The 15,032-nt window shown below is 54.3% G+C and carries 17 protein-coding genes; 4 read left to right on the top strand and 13 right to left on the bottom strand.

Annotated elements, in window-relative coordinates; genetic code table 11:
• Positions 1–48: 48 nt before the first annotated feature.
• Positions 49–240: a rubredoxin gene (locus tag ABSE13_RS00805; RefSeq protein WP_424026575.1), complete on the top strand. Its 192-nt coding sequence runs from the start codon at positions 49–51 to the stop codon at positions 238–240.
• Here ABSE13_RS00805 and ABSE13_RS00800 read toward each other — a convergent pair.
• On the bottom strand, positions 221–790 hold the full coding sequence (locus ABSE13_RS00800) for a hypothetical protein (protein WP_424026574.1): 570 nt from the start codon (positions 788–790) through the stop codon (positions 221–223). The two genes, ABSE13_RS00805 and ABSE13_RS00800, sit on opposite strands and share 20 nt — an antisense overlap.
• Before the next feature lie 192 nt (positions 791–982).
• On the opposite strand from ABSE13_RS00800, the gene ABSE13_RS00795 reads away from it, so the two are divergent.
• From ABSE13_RS00795 to ABSE13_RS00785, 3 genes are all read left to right on the top strand, one after another.
• The gene (locus ABSE13_RS00795) at positions 983–1,951 is read left to right on the top strand and encodes a tetratricopeptide repeat protein (protein WP_424026573.1); all 969 of its coding nucleotides are present in this window, start codon (positions 983–985) and stop codon (positions 1,949–1,951) included.
• Between the two features lie 66 nt (positions 1,952–2,017).
• Positions 2,018–3,349 carry an AIR synthase-related protein gene (locus ABSE13_RS00790; RefSeq protein ID WP_424026572.1) on the top strand — a complete coding sequence of 444 codons (1,332 nt, stop codon included), beginning with the start codon at positions 2,018–2,020 and terminating at the stop codon, positions 3,347–3,349.
• 1,314 nt (positions 3,350–4,663) lie between these two features.
• Positions 4,664–4,951 carry a Dabb family protein gene (locus tag ABSE13_RS00785; RefSeq protein ID WP_424026571.1) on the top strand — a complete coding sequence of 96 codons (288 nt, stop codon included), beginning with the start codon at positions 4,664–4,666 and terminating at the stop codon, positions 4,949–4,951.
• Positions 4,952–5,062: 111 nt separating this feature from the next.
• Here the strand turns inward: ABSE13_RS00785 and ABSE13_RS00780 are convergent, their stop codons facing one another.
• The 12 genes from ABSE13_RS00780 to ABSE13_RS00725 all read right to left on the bottom strand — a co-directional run bounded on the left by ABSE13_RS00780 (position 5,063) and on the right by ABSE13_RS00725 (position 15,005).
• Positions 5,063–5,791 (bottom strand): class I SAM-dependent methyltransferase, encoded by a 729-nt coding sequence (locus tag ABSE13_RS00780; protein WP_424026570.1) that lies wholly within the window; start codon positions 5,789–5,791, stop codon positions 5,063–5,065.
• Positions 5,788–6,783: a DNA polymerase III delta subunit-related protein gene (locus ABSE13_RS00775; RefSeq protein WP_424026569.1), complete on the bottom strand. Its 996-nt coding sequence runs from the start codon at positions 6,781–6,783 to the stop codon at positions 5,788–5,790. The genes ABSE13_RS00780 and ABSE13_RS00775 overlap by 4 nt, the downstream gene beginning before the upstream one ends.
• A complete protein-coding gene (locus ABSE13_RS00770; RefSeq protein WP_424026568.1) occupies positions 6,770–7,501 on the bottom strand; it encodes a 4-phosphopantoate--beta-alanine ligase in 732 nt (243 codons plus the stop codon). Before ABSE13_RS00770 ends, ABSE13_RS00775 begins: the two co-directional genes overlap by 14 nt.
• A gap of 4 nt (positions 7,502–7,505) precedes the next feature.
• Positions 7,506–8,372: a pantoate kinase gene (locus ABSE13_RS00765; protein ID WP_424026567.1), complete on the bottom strand. Its 867-nt coding sequence runs from the start codon at positions 8,370–8,372 to the stop codon at positions 7,506–7,508.
• A 176-nt stretch (positions 8,373–8,548) separates the two neighbouring features.
• Positions 8,549–9,463, bottom strand: coding sequence for a YIP1 family protein (locus ABSE13_RS00760; RefSeq protein ID WP_424026566.1), 915 nt, complete (start codon positions 9,461–9,463; stop codon positions 8,549–8,551).
• A 236-nt stretch (positions 9,464–9,699) separates the two neighbouring features.
• Positions 9,700–10,554, bottom strand: coding sequence for a roadblock/LC7 domain-containing protein (locus tag ABSE13_RS00755; RefSeq protein WP_424026565.1), 855 nt, complete (start codon positions 10,552–10,554; stop codon positions 9,700–9,702).
• Positions 10,551–10,898, bottom strand: coding sequence for a roadblock/LC7 domain-containing protein (locus ABSE13_RS00750; protein WP_424026564.1), 348 nt, complete (start codon positions 10,896–10,898; stop codon positions 10,551–10,553). Before ABSE13_RS00750 ends, ABSE13_RS00755 begins: the two co-directional genes overlap by 4 nt.
• A 153-nt stretch (positions 10,899–11,051) precedes the next feature.
• On the bottom strand, positions 11,052–11,480 hold the full coding sequence (locus tag ABSE13_RS00745) for a HAMP domain-containing protein (RefSeq protein ID WP_424026563.1): 429 nt from the start codon (positions 11,478–11,480) through the stop codon (positions 11,052–11,054).
• A gap of 155 nt (positions 11,481–11,635) precedes the next feature.
• The gene (coaBC, locus tag ABSE13_RS00740; RefSeq protein WP_424026562.1) at positions 11,636–12,787 is read right to left on the bottom strand and encodes a bifunctional phosphopantothenoylcysteine decarboxylase/phosphopantothenate--cysteine ligase CoaBC; all 1,152 of its coding nucleotides are present in this window, start codon (positions 12,785–12,787) and stop codon (positions 11,636–11,638) included.
• Positions 12,784–13,665, bottom strand: coding sequence for a class I SAM-dependent methyltransferase (locus ABSE13_RS00735; RefSeq protein WP_424026561.1), 882 nt, complete (start codon positions 13,663–13,665; stop codon positions 12,784–12,786). Before ABSE13_RS00735 ends, coaBC begins: the two co-directional genes overlap by 4 nt.
• 9 nt (positions 13,666–13,674) lie before the next feature.
• Complete coding sequence (locus ABSE13_RS00730; protein ID WP_424026560.1) at positions 13,675–14,721, bottom strand: 60S ribosomal export protein NMD3; 1,047 nt, start codon at positions 14,719–14,721, stop codon at positions 13,675–13,677.
• A complete protein-coding gene (locus ABSE13_RS00725; protein ID WP_424026559.1) occupies positions 14,718–15,005 on the bottom strand; it encodes a DUF424 domain-containing protein in 288 nt (95 codons plus the stop codon). The genes ABSE13_RS00730 and ABSE13_RS00725 overlap by 4 nt, the downstream gene beginning before the upstream one ends.
• Positions 15,006–15,032 lie beyond the last annotated feature (27 nt).

Genomic DNA, 15,032 nt, shown 5'->3' with positions numbered 1-15,032 from the left:
GGAAAAATTATTGTTGCAATCAATCCGGTTGTTCGGAGATTATTTTCTATGTCACAGGCTGTTAATTCTTGTCGATGGGTATGTCTCGAATGCCATTACGTGTATGACCCGGCGAAGGGAGATCCCAAGAACGGTATTCCCCCCGGCACAGCATATGAGGATATCCCGGATACCTGGCGCTGTCCCGAATGCAAGATCCTCAAGTGCAAGAAAGGCGTTTTCAAACGTCTTGATGATTGAAGTATAATCGCATCATCTTTTCCTGGTTTTCATTGGTGTGCGGGTAGGTGTCCCGCGAAATGAGCTGGTTGCTAGTCCGGTCGTAGACATCGAACTGCATGCTGTCGCCGGGATGGAAGGTTCCTTTTGAATAATAAATAAAGATCCCTGCCCCGGGATACCAGGAAAAGTCGTCGGATCCGACCCCTCCCATTTTCCAGATCCCATACGGATGAAGCGGGCTGATGAGATCATGTCCGTTCATGGTGGGAATATCGGGAAGATGAACGCCGTTCCTGTAGGTTTTTGCACATAGTTTCCTGTTGTCATAGGTAGTATCTCCGGTGTTCATCACTACCATGTAACTGTCGTAATCGAGAATACCATCCTGATCGGTATGCCCGATTTTCGTGATCTCAAAAATTGTCGGAACTGTCGGATCGTACCACAGGTTTGGCAGCTGGAGTGCCATGAGCAGTACCAGCAGGGCCAGTACGATCGTGATCATTACCGCCAGTATGGCCCCAAGGGGGCTCTCTGCTGCCTCTTCGTAGCGGATGGGAACACCCATTGAGCGTTGACAGGAAAATATATAATTATTTTGAAATTAATTCAGGTTAAAAAAATATGCAAACATATAATATCTGTTTGGGCCGTATCGGGAAAATGTGCGCGTGATCTGTGCCCGGAACACCATGAACATAAATATCCTGCGCACAAACTTCTGTTAAGTATAATCTCCTTGTTTCCAGGATTGCATCACATGGTCTCTCTCTCAGAAGCGTCCGAAAACACCCCGGTATCCCGCCAGAAAGGGCGGGAATTTTACCTGGAGGGGCTCTCACTCGGGCGCGAGGGACGGCACGATGATGCCCTCACCTCGTTTTCACTTGCGCTTGCGGTCGATCCGGATCTCGCTCTTGCCTGGGTAGGCCGGGGTTTTGCCCTTGGCAAACTGGGGCGATATGAGGAAGAGATCGAATGCTGCGATAAGGCGATCCAGCTGGACCCCTATTGTGTGGATGCCTGGAACAACAAGGGATTTGCCTTTGGGATGCTCGATCGGTTCGAAGACAAGGTCGAATGTTGCGAACGGGCATTGCAGATCGATCCTGAGAATGCAACAGCCTGGAACAACAAAGGAGTAGCTCTTGGCATGCTCGGCAGGTTCGAGGCCGAGATCCGGTGTTGTGACCGTGCCCTCGAAATCCGGCCCCGGTATCTCTCTGCATGGGTCAATAAAGGGTTTGCCTGCGGGAAACTGAAACGGTACGAAGACGAGATCGTCTGCTATGATCGTGCCCTCAGGATCTATCCGTTTTTCCTTTCCGCGCTCATCAAGAAAGGTGTGGCCCAGATCAACCTGAAACAGTATGTCGAAGCCATCGAAGTACTGGACCGTGCACTGGCGATCGAACCGGACAATGCCAAGGCGCTCTACCGGAAAGGGCTCGCCCTGTCGATGATGTCCCGGCATGACGAGGCAATACGGTGCCTTGAGAAAGCCCTCGAGACCGACCCTTCGATTGCCGACGCATGGGTCGTCATGAGCAACTCGTGCTTTATGCTGGGCAGGCTGGAAGAGTCTGCGAAGGCATTCGACCAGGCCTATTATATCGATGTGAAGGATGTGAGGTCCGGTATGCGGCGGGGTTTGTCCATGCTGAAGATCGGGAAATTCGACGATGCGCTCCGCTGCTTCTCCGATGTGTTCGGTGTGCTCCTCCGCTGATTTTTACGTGGCTCCCCTGTTGGCAGATACCTCGCCTTTTTTATTCCTGCTTCACCAACGAAAAATATGGATGTTGAGGAGTATGTCCGCAGGGGCCTCTCGGACGGGAAAGACGAAAAAACATTACAAAAAAACCTGGCGGACCACATCATCCGGATAAAGAACGTAGACTCCTCCTATGCATCTGCCTTTGCCCGGGCGGTAATCGAAGAAGTGAACAACTCCCGGTCGCTCACCGGCGATTTTTTTACCTTTGAACCAGCCGGTGTCGGGATGGGCGAATTCGGCGTGGGATCCCGGGGGAAGGGGGATTTCTTTGCCCACCGCCAGATCGCCCGGATCATCGGGAAGACCTCCGCATCCGTTGGCGTCGATGAGATGGACGACGCCGGGGCTGTCTGTGCCGGGGGAAAATACATCATCTGCACCGTAGACGGGATGCACTCCCGGCTCTCGGACTTCCCGTTTCTTGCAGGCTTCCACGTGACGCGTGCCACGCTCCGGGATGCGTACGTCATGGGCGCAAAACCGGTCATGCTCTTCTCCGATATCCACGTGGCCGATGACGGGGACGTAGCAAAGATCTTCGATTACACGGCCGGCATCACGACCGTTGGCGAAGCCATGGATGTGCCGCTGGTTACGGGCTCCACCCTCCGCATCGGCGGGGACATGGTGCTTGGCAGCCGGCTCACCGGGTGCGTGGGCGCCGTCGGCGTGGCCGAACACCTTACCGCCCGGAAGTCCACGAAGCCCGGCGACGTGCTGCTCATGACCGAAGGTGCCGGTGGCGGGACGATCGCAACCGCCGCGATCTACTCCGGTTTCCCCGAAGTGGTTGAGCAGACGATCAACCTGAACTTCCTCAATGCCTGCGAAGTCCTGATGAAGAGCAAGGTCTTTACCCGGATCCATGCGATGACCGATGTCACCAATGGCGGGCTGCGGGGCGATGCGTTCGAGATGGCCGAGACGGCGAACTGCCGCATCGTCATCGACGAGTCCGATATCGGCAGCCTTGTCCAGCCGCAGGTGAAGGAGATGCTCGAAGCGCTGAAGATCGATTATCTCGGCGTGTCGCTCGATTCCCTTCTGGTTGTCGCCCCTGCGGAAGCTGCGGATGAGATCTGCCGTGTCATCGGATCGGCCGGCGTCACGATGAAGCAGGTCGGGCATGTGGAAGCGGGGAAGCCGGAAGCGGTGCTGCGGGTCGATGGGAAGGACCATGATTTCTCGCCCCGGTTCCGGGAGTCCGCGTATACGCCGGTCAAGAAGGTGGCGGATACCGAGCCCCGCGACTTCGAGGAGATGAAGGCCGGGGTACTGCGGGCTTCGGATGCGGCGATCCGGAAGAAGGAGCGGGTGCTGGGGAAGCTGAGGGTCTCCGGGAAGAAGTAATTTTTTAATAAAATTAAGTGGTGGTTTGACGCTCTTGGGGGCTTCGCCCCGCCGCGTGGGCATCCCCCGGGTTGCAATGATACAGCAGTACCGGAAACATTGACATGCGGATTAGGGGCTCATATTTTTTCAGGATCCCCAAGCCCCCTCTTTGAAAATTTTTGAAAAGCCCCCGGACCCGGATCAAAAATTTCCAAAAAGCTTGCTATCCCCCTGTCAAAATTTTCCAAAAAATATCTGGCGGGAATCAGACCATCTCCACCCCGGGAACTCCCTCACGATATCACCGTGAATCCACGTATAGCCCCTATATATTAGTGCAGATCCGGCCTTGTGCAAAATACCCGTGACGGGTCATTGACCCGGCCAGTGCGCTTGACCTGTTACAGGTATATTACCCGTCACAGGTATCTGACCTGTCACGGGTCAGGAGACCCGTCTACGGGTAAGGCAAAATTGTACATTATTCTCCGACGGAGAATAAGCGCTCTCCGACGTGAGGCAGATCGGTAAAACAGGGGTTCTTTTCATTTTCCCGTACCAAAGCCTGTCCGGAAGGAGATCGGCCAACCAATAGCGTCTATTTGCGCACTTTTGGATATTCGACGGAGAAAATCCAATCCGGGCCCGTATAACCCAGGAAAATCTCCTCATTGCACCCGTTTCCGGAAATTCGGCACCCTGAACCGGTTACGGGGCGATTGTCCGGTAAGGTTCTCCGACGGTGAGGATGGTCTTCCGAAATGTATCTTGCCAGTGGTATTGCGGAGGGATGATCTCCGACGTGAAATATGCATCTCCGTCGGAGGAAAGCATACGGCCCCTGTCTTTGTGAAAAATATCCAGGAGGATCGCATCAAACAGGGGGTCGGAGGAGGTCAATCGGATCTCAATTTGGGCTTTGTTTTGAAACGGGGCCCGTATGGTGCCCGGATTGGGGGTGGTTTCAGATCGGAAAAATGGTGGTTCCTGGTGGGGTGTTTCAGACCGTGAGAGTGGTTGTTTATTAGGATGAATGGACCGGATTATTTTCCGGGCCGGAGAAATTTTGTGGAGATGTTGCGGCCAAAAAATTTTGTAAAAAAATCCGGAAGAAATTTTTGAAAAAGTTTTGGGAAAAAAATTGCACCAAAAATTCTGAAATGTTTTCTAAAAATATTTACAAAAAATTTCAGAGAAAATTTCCCGGAAAAAATTTGTAAAAATTTTTCAATAATTTCTGGAAATTTTTTTTGTAACGAATTATCCGTGACAATCCGGAACAGATCAAATGCCTTAATACCACCCATTTAGATGACGTAATGAGGCAACAACATGATAGTTCACAATCTGTTATTGAAGCTACAAGATAGGAGTAGCGAAAGCAGTGCAAAGGCGAAAGACTTACTATTAACTCTGAATGGTAATGTTGAAGTAATTCGCAAATTGAAAGTAGGAGTGGATATTCGACGGGCTGAGTCATCGTATGATGTGGCATTGATAGCTAAATTTGATACAAAAGCGGATTATCAGTCTTATTTAGTGCATCCGTTTCATGTTAAAGTAGGTAATCAACTTAAAAGTAATATTGCGGCTGCGGCATCTGTTTGTTTTGAAGAGTAGATGAATTAGGAAATACTAAAAAAATTGCAGAAAATGCTTCCAAAAACATTTTTTTGCTGGAATAAATTTACTAACAAGTGTTAGATATTTTTAGAAAAAGTTTCCGAAAACTCACTCCGCCTTCTTAGCACACACAAAAATATTATACGCCAGCTGCGGCACCCGCTTCTCGACAAACGGCTCGATCTTGCACGCGAGATTGAAGAGGGGATCGATCATATCGATGTGGGCAAACGAGCACCACTTCACCGAGACATCCGTGTACCCGGCGCCGGTGAAGAGCTTGTCCATCTCTTTCTCATCGTAGTAATACTCCCCAAAATCCTTCATGACCACGTGCTTCACGTTGATCTTCTCGCCGAGCTGGTATAATGCCGGGATGCCCCGGGTCAGGAGTTTCTTGCCGAGAGTACAGAGTGCAATCGCGCCACCGGGCCGGAGGACACGGAACGTCTCTGAGAGCATCGCCTCGGGGTCCTTGACATAACTGAAGACCAGCAGGCTCGATACGGCATTGAACGATTCGTCGCGGAACGGGAGCTTCTCCCCGATCCCGACCGTGAAATCGCACACGGGGAAGCGCTTGCGGGCCCGGGCTACCATCTTCTCGCTGATATCGAGGCCGGTCCCGTGGCCCCCGTGCTCAATGTATTTCCCGACAAAGAGTCCGGTCCCGCACCCGATGTCGAGGAGATCGCCGCCTTTCGGGAGTGCGTTGATGAGGTAATTGCTGATGTGCGTATGGTAATTCCTGCCACGCTTGTGATCGTAATGATGGTCGTAGGTGTCAGCAATGGTATCGTAGTGGTTCCGGATCTTCTCCTGCTTGATGGAACTCATGAAAAAATCTCCTGTATTTGCGTGGTAAGTGCCCCCATCTGGACAAATTCGCTGTTGGCGTGTTTCATCCGGTATTCCGCATCGGCAAGGGCAATGGCAAGGCGCGGATCGTTATACTCGCGCTGGATGATGGTGCGCAGCTCTCGGATCACTTCGGCGCCCGACAGCCCGGAATCGATCATCAGCGATTCGAGCCTGCGTGCAGCGCCCCGCGTGTCCCCCCCCTGGAGGGCTGTTATCGCAGAGGTTGCGATAGTCGCCGATTCTGACTGTGCAACCCCCAGGAGATCCTGGCATCGCCCGGTCTCGGTCGCTGCCTGCAGGAGCAGGAGGGCCCTGCGCATGTCACCGGCAGACGCCTGCACGATCAGTTCGAGATCATCCCCGCTGCAGGGAACCGCTTCCGATTTCTCCTTCTCCACAATTTGCCTGAGACTGGCAAGCATCACGGACTGTTCAACCGGGGCAAAGAAGAGCGGAAGGCAGCGGGAGGAGATCGCCGGGATGATGGCGCTCGGGTTGGTGGTAGTAAGAATAAACCGGCAGGTGCTGCTCGTCCGCTCCATGATCCGCCGGAGTGCCTGCTGGGCGTCCCGGCTCAGCGCATGCGCATCCTCAAAAACAAGGATCTTGAACTCTGCATCCAGCGGGCGCAGGGACGCGTACCACTTGATGATATACTTGAAATTCGAGACAAGCGACTGGCTTTTCTGGTAAAGGTGGGTATACCGTTCGTCCTGTTCAAGGATCGCCTTGCCCTGCTGGAAGATGTCGGCGGTCTGGATAATATTCGTGTTCAGTTCCCAGTTTTCGCCATAGATCTCTTTTGCAAAACATTCTATCGCCGAACTCTTTCCCGTCCCGTGCGGGCCGGTCAGTATCAGGTGGGGAACCGTCCCGGACCGGGCAAAGGATGAGAGCTGGCGGACGGCAGGCTCCTGTCCTGCAATCATATCCAGGGTACCCGGCCGGTACTTCTCAATCCAGAGCATGGGAAAGCCTCAGTGTTATCTCACGTATTGCTTCTGACAAAAGATAATGGTTGTCCGCTGTTGACAGGAGCCTGGTACGATCGGTCTCTGAAAGTCCGGTACACGCCCGGGTGATCTCCGGCAGCGCCCGGGTAAGTTCGTCAACGATCGTGAGCGTGGCGCGCTGTGCTGTACGGGAGAGGGGGTTGAGATCGATCGCTATGACCTGTTTTCCCATCCCCGCGAGCGCCCCGCACCGGTCGCCATCCTCGAGCGGGACGAGTATGACATCGGCCGAGAACATGCCCTGCCTGCGGCACCAGGCCCGGTCATGGGAGAGTGGGAGCAGCCGTTCAGCCTCACCGGAAAAAACATCGGCGCCGGCTCTGGTGAGGATCTTCTCGATCATTGCTACGCGTTCTTCGGTCCTGTGGAAGAGGTTGACTTCCACCAGCGCCCCGCTTGCCTTCTGGAGCGCAGCAATTTCCCGGGATGCGAGAGCTGCGGTGTTGCCGTTTACCGAGATTACCGGGTGGTGTGCGGCCATCAGCATCGCTGCCGCGGTCTTCTCTGCCAGGAGTGCACTCGTAGTTGTCCGCTCACCGAGAAGGTAATCGAACGCTTCACCCCGCCCGTGGGCAGTGAGCCCTTCCATAGCCACGACTCCCTTCCGTGCACAGTCAGCGAGCCGTTCGCGGGTGACGAGCGACCGGTAACGGGGATGGTCGGCAGGTATCATGGTATCAGGTGCGCTCCCCGGCAATCACGGCACCGGACCGTGCCACCGTGCATGCATAGACCTGCCCGAACGACTCCAGCAGGGGCTGTGCAGCCGCACCCCGGGCAAAGACGCCGTTCCCGAGCATCGTCATGCTTGCCGGGACATGCTCCTTTTCACAGAGTGCGAGGACCTCAAGCACCTCGTGCGTGGCAAGGCCGCTGTCTTTCGTGAACTGCCGGGAGAGCCGGAAAAATTCTTCCGGATTTTTGGGAGCGGTGTCGGGAAACGCGGCAGAAACGCGCTCCATCTGTTCCCGTGACCCAAGGACTGAAGGCGTGTGAATCGGCCCAAAACTGACCATGGAGACCGGGCCGGCCAGATCATATGTCCGCTCAATCCGGGCATCGATCCCCGGCCCGTACCGGACTACCCGGCCGCCCCCCTGGCATGCGGCAACGTCCCCGAGGCCGGTCCTGTGGGTGACCTCGGCTTCATGGGCACAGGCCGCAATGTCATGGGGGGAGAGGCCGAGGGTGAAAAGCCGGTTGAGCGCAGTCAGCGTTGCAAGAAGGGCAGCAGCGGAGAGACCGAAGCCGGCTCCGATGGGAAGCCTGCATTCTGTCTGAACTGCGGCCGTAATGCCGAGACGGTTCATTACCGATGAAAGCGGCGGGGAATCATGGTCTGTGCTGAACACGTTTCCTGTGGAGTCCCGGCAGATTACCCGGATGGATGTCGTACCTGACCGGGTAACCGTGGCGGTGACCCCCTCGCTGATGACAAGGCCGGCGCCGACACTGCCGGTAGAAGCGATGCTGGTGCCGTCAACCCGCCTGAAATACCCCGAGATGTGTCCGGGGCAGAATGCAGTGACCTTCGTCGGTTTCATGGATATCCGGTTATGCAGTGATCCATTGGGTGTCCGGATTCTTTAATCAAACCCGGGCCGGGAACGAGACCGGTGAAAAATCATTTTTCAAATGAAAACAGGTTCACCATTACCGAATTTTGTTGCCAATCGCTTGTGCAACTAAAACCTGATTCTTATTTCCCGTCATGGAAGGTTTATTCCCATCCCCATGGACGCCAGAAAAAAACAAAGAGGAGGATGACCGGGATGAGCACGGTGATCGCCGCCTGTTTTGGCGTGAGCGCCCGGGTGTGCTGAAGGGCATGGAACCAGAACCAGCAACATCCCGACATAGCGATTATGAATATGCCAAACGAGATAACCGAGTGCTCATTGAACGCAGAGTTGTATATGATGTCATTTTTTGTCAGGGATGACATGGATGAAGCGGCGCCATGACTATTTGCGGTCAAGTTGATGAACGCCGGGGAATAAGACACGGACATCGCGTTCCGGTAGAGGTAAAAGAGCGGGATCTGGATCGCAGAACAGATCGCAAGCGGGATCATCCCCCATGCGGTCGTAGTAATAACCTGATGGATGCTGCCGGTCCGGGAGAAGATGCTGCTGATCAGGTACAGTCCCACAGCAGCAAGGCCCCAGAAAACAAATGCCTCCGGGGTGATGAAGACGGCTGGAACGCCTATCAGGAATAGCTTGAACAAACCGGAATACTGTGCGATCTCCTGCTGGAACGGATACCACACGAAGAGCCACTCAACCATCAGGAACGTATTGAAGGCCGAGAAGATGCCCCATGCAAGAATAATGAGGGCTGGAATTTTATATCGTGGAGGGGCCGCGGCAATGTCCCGGAAAAAATTGCCGGGGTTTATGACGAGATCTCTGAGTGCTGGAGTTGCATTGGATTTTATGTCAGGAATTTCAGGGGGAACAAATCTTTCTTTGAGGTATGCTATGCCATACCGGGCAAAATAATAAATTCCCGTCAGGATAAGAAAAAAGGATATGAAATACGCAGCGCTGGAATAACCAATTAATACCGGCGCAAAGTACCAGATGATTGCAAGACCAAAAGATGTGAGTCCTTTTATTATCCTGATATCCATAAATCTCTTTATTGATATAATATAATAAACCTGTTTTAAAATATCGTTTGATCTACCCAAACCATTACTGATGGAAAGACGTTTTCACCGGAACATGTTGTCGGTCCGGTAACTGATTCTCCGCCGCTTGGGCAACATTCCCCATGTTACTGATAATCATTCGGACGGTTGATGAAAATATTTCTGGAACACGGTGTTACCCCTATATCTGCCAGAGAAAATGAGTGAATAAAAAATTACCGCATCTCACCGGTATGCTGGAGATCCCGGAGGATCCTGCGGATGTGGCCGATATTGATGGTGCGGGTGGTGAGGAGACAGAGGTTGTACTCATGGTAGGGAGCAATGATCACGTTGCCTTCGGGGATCTGGAGGGTCATGTGAACAAACGTACCCCAGTCCAGGTGAGGGGTGATCTTATACGTGGTTGCAAGCATATTCCGGGCAATTTTCAGGAGGGGTTCGATCTCCACGTCTCCCATCAGGATGATATTACGGTCTTCACTGAAAATGGATATGGCCACAATCCCGTTGAGCTTTTTTATCTGGCCGATGAGCTTTATATCCTCGGCATCCAGGATCACATCCTGCGAAACCTGCGGCACGACCGATGGCCGTTCTTCCTGCAGGACCGGCTCCGGCAGAATCACCGCCGGCCCGGGTACCGGCCTTTTTGCTACCTGCTGCATGACCACCGGAGACGGCTCACGTACCGGTGCGGCTGGTGAAGGGGCTGGTATTCTTTCCGACGGACCGGGCCGGGGCTCTTCCGGGATCTCTTCTGCTACATGTTCATCGATTTTGCAGATTTTCAGTGCCTGGGCAAACTCATCCGGAGTGTATTTACAGAGATTGAACTCGATCGTGGGATGTGAATTGAAGTAATCCAGGGCGGCATGGCCTTTGAGCTCGATCCTCCCGTGCTTGAAGTAATAGGCGAGCGGCGTCCCTTTCCTGATCAGGATAAATCCCTCGCCATCCTGGATGACGATTCGTACTACGCCGATAAACCGCACGGTGTGCGAAAATATCCATTGGGGCGGCGCCTGCATCCAGCCGATACTTTTCCCTTCCGGCAGTTGTTCGATCATAAGAATGAGACTATGGCATCCTGGTTTTTCTTCATCTCGTACGTGATCTGCCCGATATTGGCACTGTTCTTTGCAATGATTACCAGGAAAAACTCTTCGGTAATAGGTCCGAGAATGAGGAAATTCTCGGAGTATTCCACAAAGACCATGGACAGCGTTGCATTACCGAACTGGACGGCGGTATCTTTTGAGTCGAGCATGACCGTGGAGATCACGTCACCCAGGTTCTTGTCTATGACAATACCCGATTTTATGCTCTCGATTACTTCACCATTTTCTTCGATAACCACGGCTGCCTGAACGTCCTTGATGATGAGGAATTTATTGAGGATCTCTTTAAGCATCTGGTACCCCGGGTATCTCTGGATTATTTCCTCTGGTGGTGATCTGGATTTTTCCTCGGCCGTTGATTGTCATTCCGTCCTTGATACGATGGTGGCAGGGTGATGTCAGCCCCCGGAGACGTCACCGTTTTATTGCCGTTTCCGCAACGCCTGTCATTCGTTGTCTTCTTTGGCCAGCGTATCGAGGATCTTGTAGGTATTGATCATCCGGTTGAATGCAGTCTGGAGTTCTCCGATCTCATCGTTACTGAGCAGCTCGATCTCCGGGTTCTTGAGATCGCCGGTGCTCATGCTCGTCGCGATCTTGGAGAGCCTGACGATCGGGTTGGTGATGCTGCTTGCGAGGAAGAAACTCCACATGACGACCACTGACAGGGTGATGAGCGTGATGATGAAGATGCTGTTTGCGAGGCCGATATTTGCGATGATGCTTGTCGTTCCCCCCATAGATACAATCCCGAGAAGGATCATCGGGATTGTGGCAACAAAGAGCATACTCACCATCAGCTTGTAGAAAATGGGTATCTGGAAGACAAAGCCGCCCTGCGGGGCTTTTACCTCCGTTCTTTTCATGGAAGCCATGTATCAGTATTTACGAAAACCACATATAAAAATATCTAAAGAATTCCGGGGACTCCCGATTGGTGGAAATGTGAATTTTGGCTGAAAAAGGGTAAAAACCAGAACATGCCCCGGTTACTGTTTTCCCTGTTGATCCGGTGCCGGGACGGGTCTGTCTATGCAATCCTGCGAAGAATCCCGCTCCATACGGCCGCAGCGATCTCATCCTTTGTTCCTTCGATGTGCTTAGTGCCCTTTGCATCGAGAATCGTATAGGCCCCGTGGCTGCTGCCCATTGTCTCCGGTGTATTCATGAGTACCATGGCAACACCCTGCCGGATCATGGCCCTGGCTTTCGTCTCAGGTTTCCTGCCGATCTTGAATGCGACCGTAAACGGATTATATGCTGACCGTACGGCATCCAGGAGTTTGGGGAGGGGGTGAAGATCGATGGTGACCGGTTTTCCGCTCGGGATCTTTCCTTCCCTGTGTTCCGGGGCAAAATCGGAAATTGCGGCCGCGCTGATGTAGATGTCAGTCCCCCCATGCTCATTCAGCTGGTGCAGTACCTGGTCATGCATATCCTGTGCCGTCTCTGCCGGAATATTCCGGACGCAGGGAAACGTGTCGTTGTGTACTACCGTGACATCTGCGCCAAGCCGGAATGCTTCAAGAGCGAGTGCGCGCCCCATCTGGCCGGTGGAGCGGGTAGTCAGGATGCGCACATCATCCACCGGTTCCCGGCACGGTCCGCTGGTAATGAGGGCCCGTTTTCCCGCAAGGGGCCTGCCCAGGAGCGCACGTTCGCAACGAAGGACGATCTCATCGGTACCGGCAATCTTCGCTTTCCCCTCTTCGATACGCGGCCCGATCACTTCCACGCCCCATGCCTCGATCCTGCGAATATTGTCGATCAGCCCTGGGTGACGGAACATGCTGTGGTGCATGGCCGGGATGACAAGGACCGGCATTCCTCTTCCGAGTGCGGTGGTGGCAAACGTGGTGACCGGAGTATCGTCGATGGCACAGGCAATCTTGCTGATCGTATTCGCCGTGCACGGCACAATGAGCAGGAGATCTGCGGTCCCTTCATCCCCGCAGAAGCTGACATGCTCCACAAGACCGGTAATGCAGGTGATCGCAGGCCGGCCGCTGGCATAGGTGAGGGCGTCAGGAGTTATGATACCGGTTGCGGCTTCACTCATCACCGTCTGGACAACCGCGCCATGTCTCCTCAGTTCGTGGATGAGCTTTACCACTTCAACGGCAGCAATGCTCCCGGTCACGGCGACAACAACCTGTTTTCCGGCAAGGGTCTCCCGGGTCATACAATCCTCACGTCCTGCACTACATGCCATGCATGCGGCCGGTATTTCTTAACCTTATGTACCTGGATAGTGGCAGAAAAACCTGCGCTTTCCAGTGCTGCATGGATCTGATCTCCGGCCGGGCCAATACTGTGGAGGTGGATGACACTGCCGGTTTTCACGTGGTGCAATGCGCTCGCAAACATAGTGATCGCATCGAAATGACCCATGAGAATCCGGTCATAGGTGCCGGAAAGAAGCTTGCGGCAATCTCCCAGGTTCGCCTCGACAAGGCCGGGGACCGGGTTCTCCCGGATATTCCGTTCCAGGTACCCGAACGCGACCGGGTTGATCTCCATCGCATGGACCCGGGCACCGGCGCCGGCCGCAGGAAGGGAAAAATACCCGATACCGGCAAACATGTCGGCCACGCGTTCATTGCCGGGCCCGGCCCGGATCAGATCCGCGATACGCATCTTTTCGGTGCGGTTTCCCTGCGAGAACATGACCTTCCGGGGATCGAGAATGAACGTGTACCCGCTCTCCCGGTGACGCACCTCGCCGACTGTGCCGAAGAGGATTTCGGTCTGCGGTGTGCGTGTGACCTCATGCAGGGATTCGATCCAGAGCACGCCACGGGGATTGCGGAACCTGACGATCTCATCGACCTGTGCCGGGGCAGGCCTGTCACCGTGGATTACGGCAACATCGCCGATCAGGTAAAATCCCCTTCCCGCATACTGCGGCTGCCGCCCGATATCGCGGTCGAAGGGCATGCCCTCCCGGACCGGCACCCAGCACTCATCTCCGTCTACGAACGGGCTCCGTGAATGGTCCACCCATTCTTCGCTGCCGATCGTTTTCAGCTGGTCCCGCGATACTTTCCTGGCCCGCATCATGAACCCGTCTTAACGGACTACCACGAGGTGATCCGCGTCACGCAGTACGCTCACGTGATCGCCGGATTGTACGCCCAGCCATCCGGGCCGGGGAAGGTCCACGGTTTTGCAGGAGACCGGGTCGAGAATTCCCATAGTGCCCGTATCGGCAAATGCCACGAGCGCAGACTCGGCGCTCCGGGCATTGCCGATGATGCGCTCCACGTCATCCTGCCGGATCGACCGGCCCGTTCCGTCACGGAGGTCGAATACCCGCACATTATGCGATTCTATGCGTTCGATCTCGTAATACCGGTTCTTCACCCTTATCACGTCATGCTTCTGGAACCGGGGAAGGCGCATCGAGTAGGTGATCCGGAAGAGCTGGCGGCCGTTCTTCTCACCCACCAGTTTCGGGTGGGTGGTATAGCGTCCGCCGAGCTGGGCGACAATTCCCTGGCAGATCAGCACGCCGATATGCTGGGATCCGATGATGATGTCGATCCCGTCGTGGATGATGTTCATGTCGTTGATGAACGAGAGGCGCTCGCCCCCGGCCTGGAGGTTGTCCTCGATCTGCTGGGCAATGGATGCGCTCGTCTCGAGTTCGAAGGTGCTGGGAAGCCGGCCCTCGGCCCGGACCTGCACGACCCCCTCGTAATAACTCCCGCTGATCCGGTTGCAGCGATCGCACTGCTCCTTGTGCCAGATGATCTCGGTCGAGCAGCTGCCTTCGACCGGGGTCTTGTAGAGCGTGCCGTGGACGGTCATGATCGCCCGGGACCGGTTGAGCGTGATGTCATCGACCCGTGCCTCGATGGTCGGCATCTTCACGTCCTTGTGGAAGTGGACCGCGGATTTAGCGAGCTCCTGTGCGAGTGCGGGTTTCTCGCGCTCGTTGTCGGTCCAGGTGTTCACCTGTTTCGTGGCAAAGCAGCTGGGGCACTGGACGTGCTTCACCCGCTGGTCGCAGGTGAACCAGGGCGTGTCCCCGATCAGGCACTGCCTGCACAGCCCTTCCGTCTCTGAGGTCTTGCCGCATTTCGGGCAGAAGTTGCCCCGGATATTTCCTTTCATAGGCAGTAGACCTGCACGTGTGGTATCTTCCCAATCATGATACAATCATCTGTGGTAATGAGCCCCATATTTATGGCAAGGCTGATGGTCCGCTCTCCCATCAGGTTGACGTTCCCCGCTCTCTGCAACGCGGCTTTCACATCCTCTTCTGTTACCGGAGCATTTCCGTAAAACCATTCTGATATCGTGACGGTCATCGTCCCGCTGGTGATAGTCGTATTGATAAGTTCCCGATCGCAGACCGCGACCACATCGCTGGTATCGCGCGATCGATGAATTTTCATGAACATTGATCATTCATTAGCGACCGG

It is taken from the genome of Methanoregula sp., assembly GCF_049518935.1.
Taxonomy (GTDB): domain Archaea; phylum Halobacteriota; class Methanomicrobia; order Methanomicrobiales; family Methanospirillaceae; genus Methanoregula.
This window is presented reverse-complemented; position numbering and strand designations above follow the sequence as displayed.

Coding starts and splice junctions, on each gene's coding strand:
- ABSE13_RS00805 (WP_424026575.1), top strand. CDS start 49: ATGTCACAGGCTGTTAATTCTTGTCGATGGGTATGTCTCGAATGCCAT.
- ABSE13_RS00800 (WP_424026574.1), bottom strand. CDS start 790: ATGGGTGTTCCCATCCGCTACGAAGAGGCAGCAGAGAGCCCCCTTGGG.
- ABSE13_RS00795 (WP_424026573.1), top strand. CDS start 983: ATGGTCTCTCTCTCAGAAGCGTCCGAAAACACCCCGGTATCCCGCCAG.
- ABSE13_RS00790 (WP_424026572.1), top strand. CDS start 2,018: ATGGATGTTGAGGAGTATGTCCGCAGGGGCCTCTCGGACGGGAAAGAC.
- ABSE13_RS00785 (WP_424026571.1), top strand. CDS start 4,664: ATGATAGTTCACAATCTGTTATTGAAGCTACAAGATAGGAGTAGCGAA.
- ABSE13_RS00780 (WP_424026570.1), bottom strand. CDS start 5,791: ATGAGTTCCATCAAGCAGGAGAAGATCCGGAACCACTACGATACCATT.
- ABSE13_RS00775 (WP_424026569.1), bottom strand. CDS start 6,783: ATGCTCTGGATTGAGAAGTACCGGCCGGGTACCCTGGATATGATTGCA.
- ABSE13_RS00770 (WP_424026568.1), bottom strand. CDS start 7,501: ATGATACCTGCCGACCATCCCCGTTACCGGTCGCTCGTCACCCGCGAA.
- ABSE13_RS00765 (WP_424026567.1), bottom strand. CDS start 8,372: ATGAAACCGACGAAGGTCACTGCATTCTGCCCCGGACACATCTCGGGG.
- ABSE13_RS00760 (WP_424026566.1), bottom strand. CDS start 9,463: ATGGATATCAGGATAATAAAAGGACTCACATCTTTTGGTCTTGCAATC.
- ABSE13_RS00755 (WP_424026565.1), bottom strand. CDS start 10,554: ATGATCGAACAACTGCCGGAAGGGAAAAGTATCGGCTGGATGCAGGCG.
- ABSE13_RS00750 (WP_424026564.1), bottom strand. CDS start 10,898: ATGCTTAAAGAGATCCTCAATAAATTCCTCATCATCAAGGACGTTCAG.
- ABSE13_RS00745 (WP_424026563.1), bottom strand. CDS start 11,480: ATGGCTTCCATGAAAAGAACGGAGGTAAAAGCCCCGCAGGGCGGCTTT.
- coaBC (WP_424026562.1), bottom strand. CDS start 12,787: ATGACCCGGGAGACCCTTGCCGGAAAACAGGTTGTTGTCGCCGTGACC.
- ABSE13_RS00735 (WP_424026561.1), bottom strand. CDS start 13,665: ATGATGCGGGCCAGGAAAGTATCGCGGGACCAGCTGAAAACGATCGGC.
- ABSE13_RS00730 (WP_424026560.1), bottom strand. CDS start 14,721: ATGAAAGGAAATATCCGGGGCAACTTCTGCCCGAAATGCGGCAAGACC.
- ABSE13_RS00725 (WP_424026559.1), bottom strand. CDS start 15,005: ATGAAAATTCATCGATCGCGCGATACCAGCGATGTGGTCGCGGTCTGC.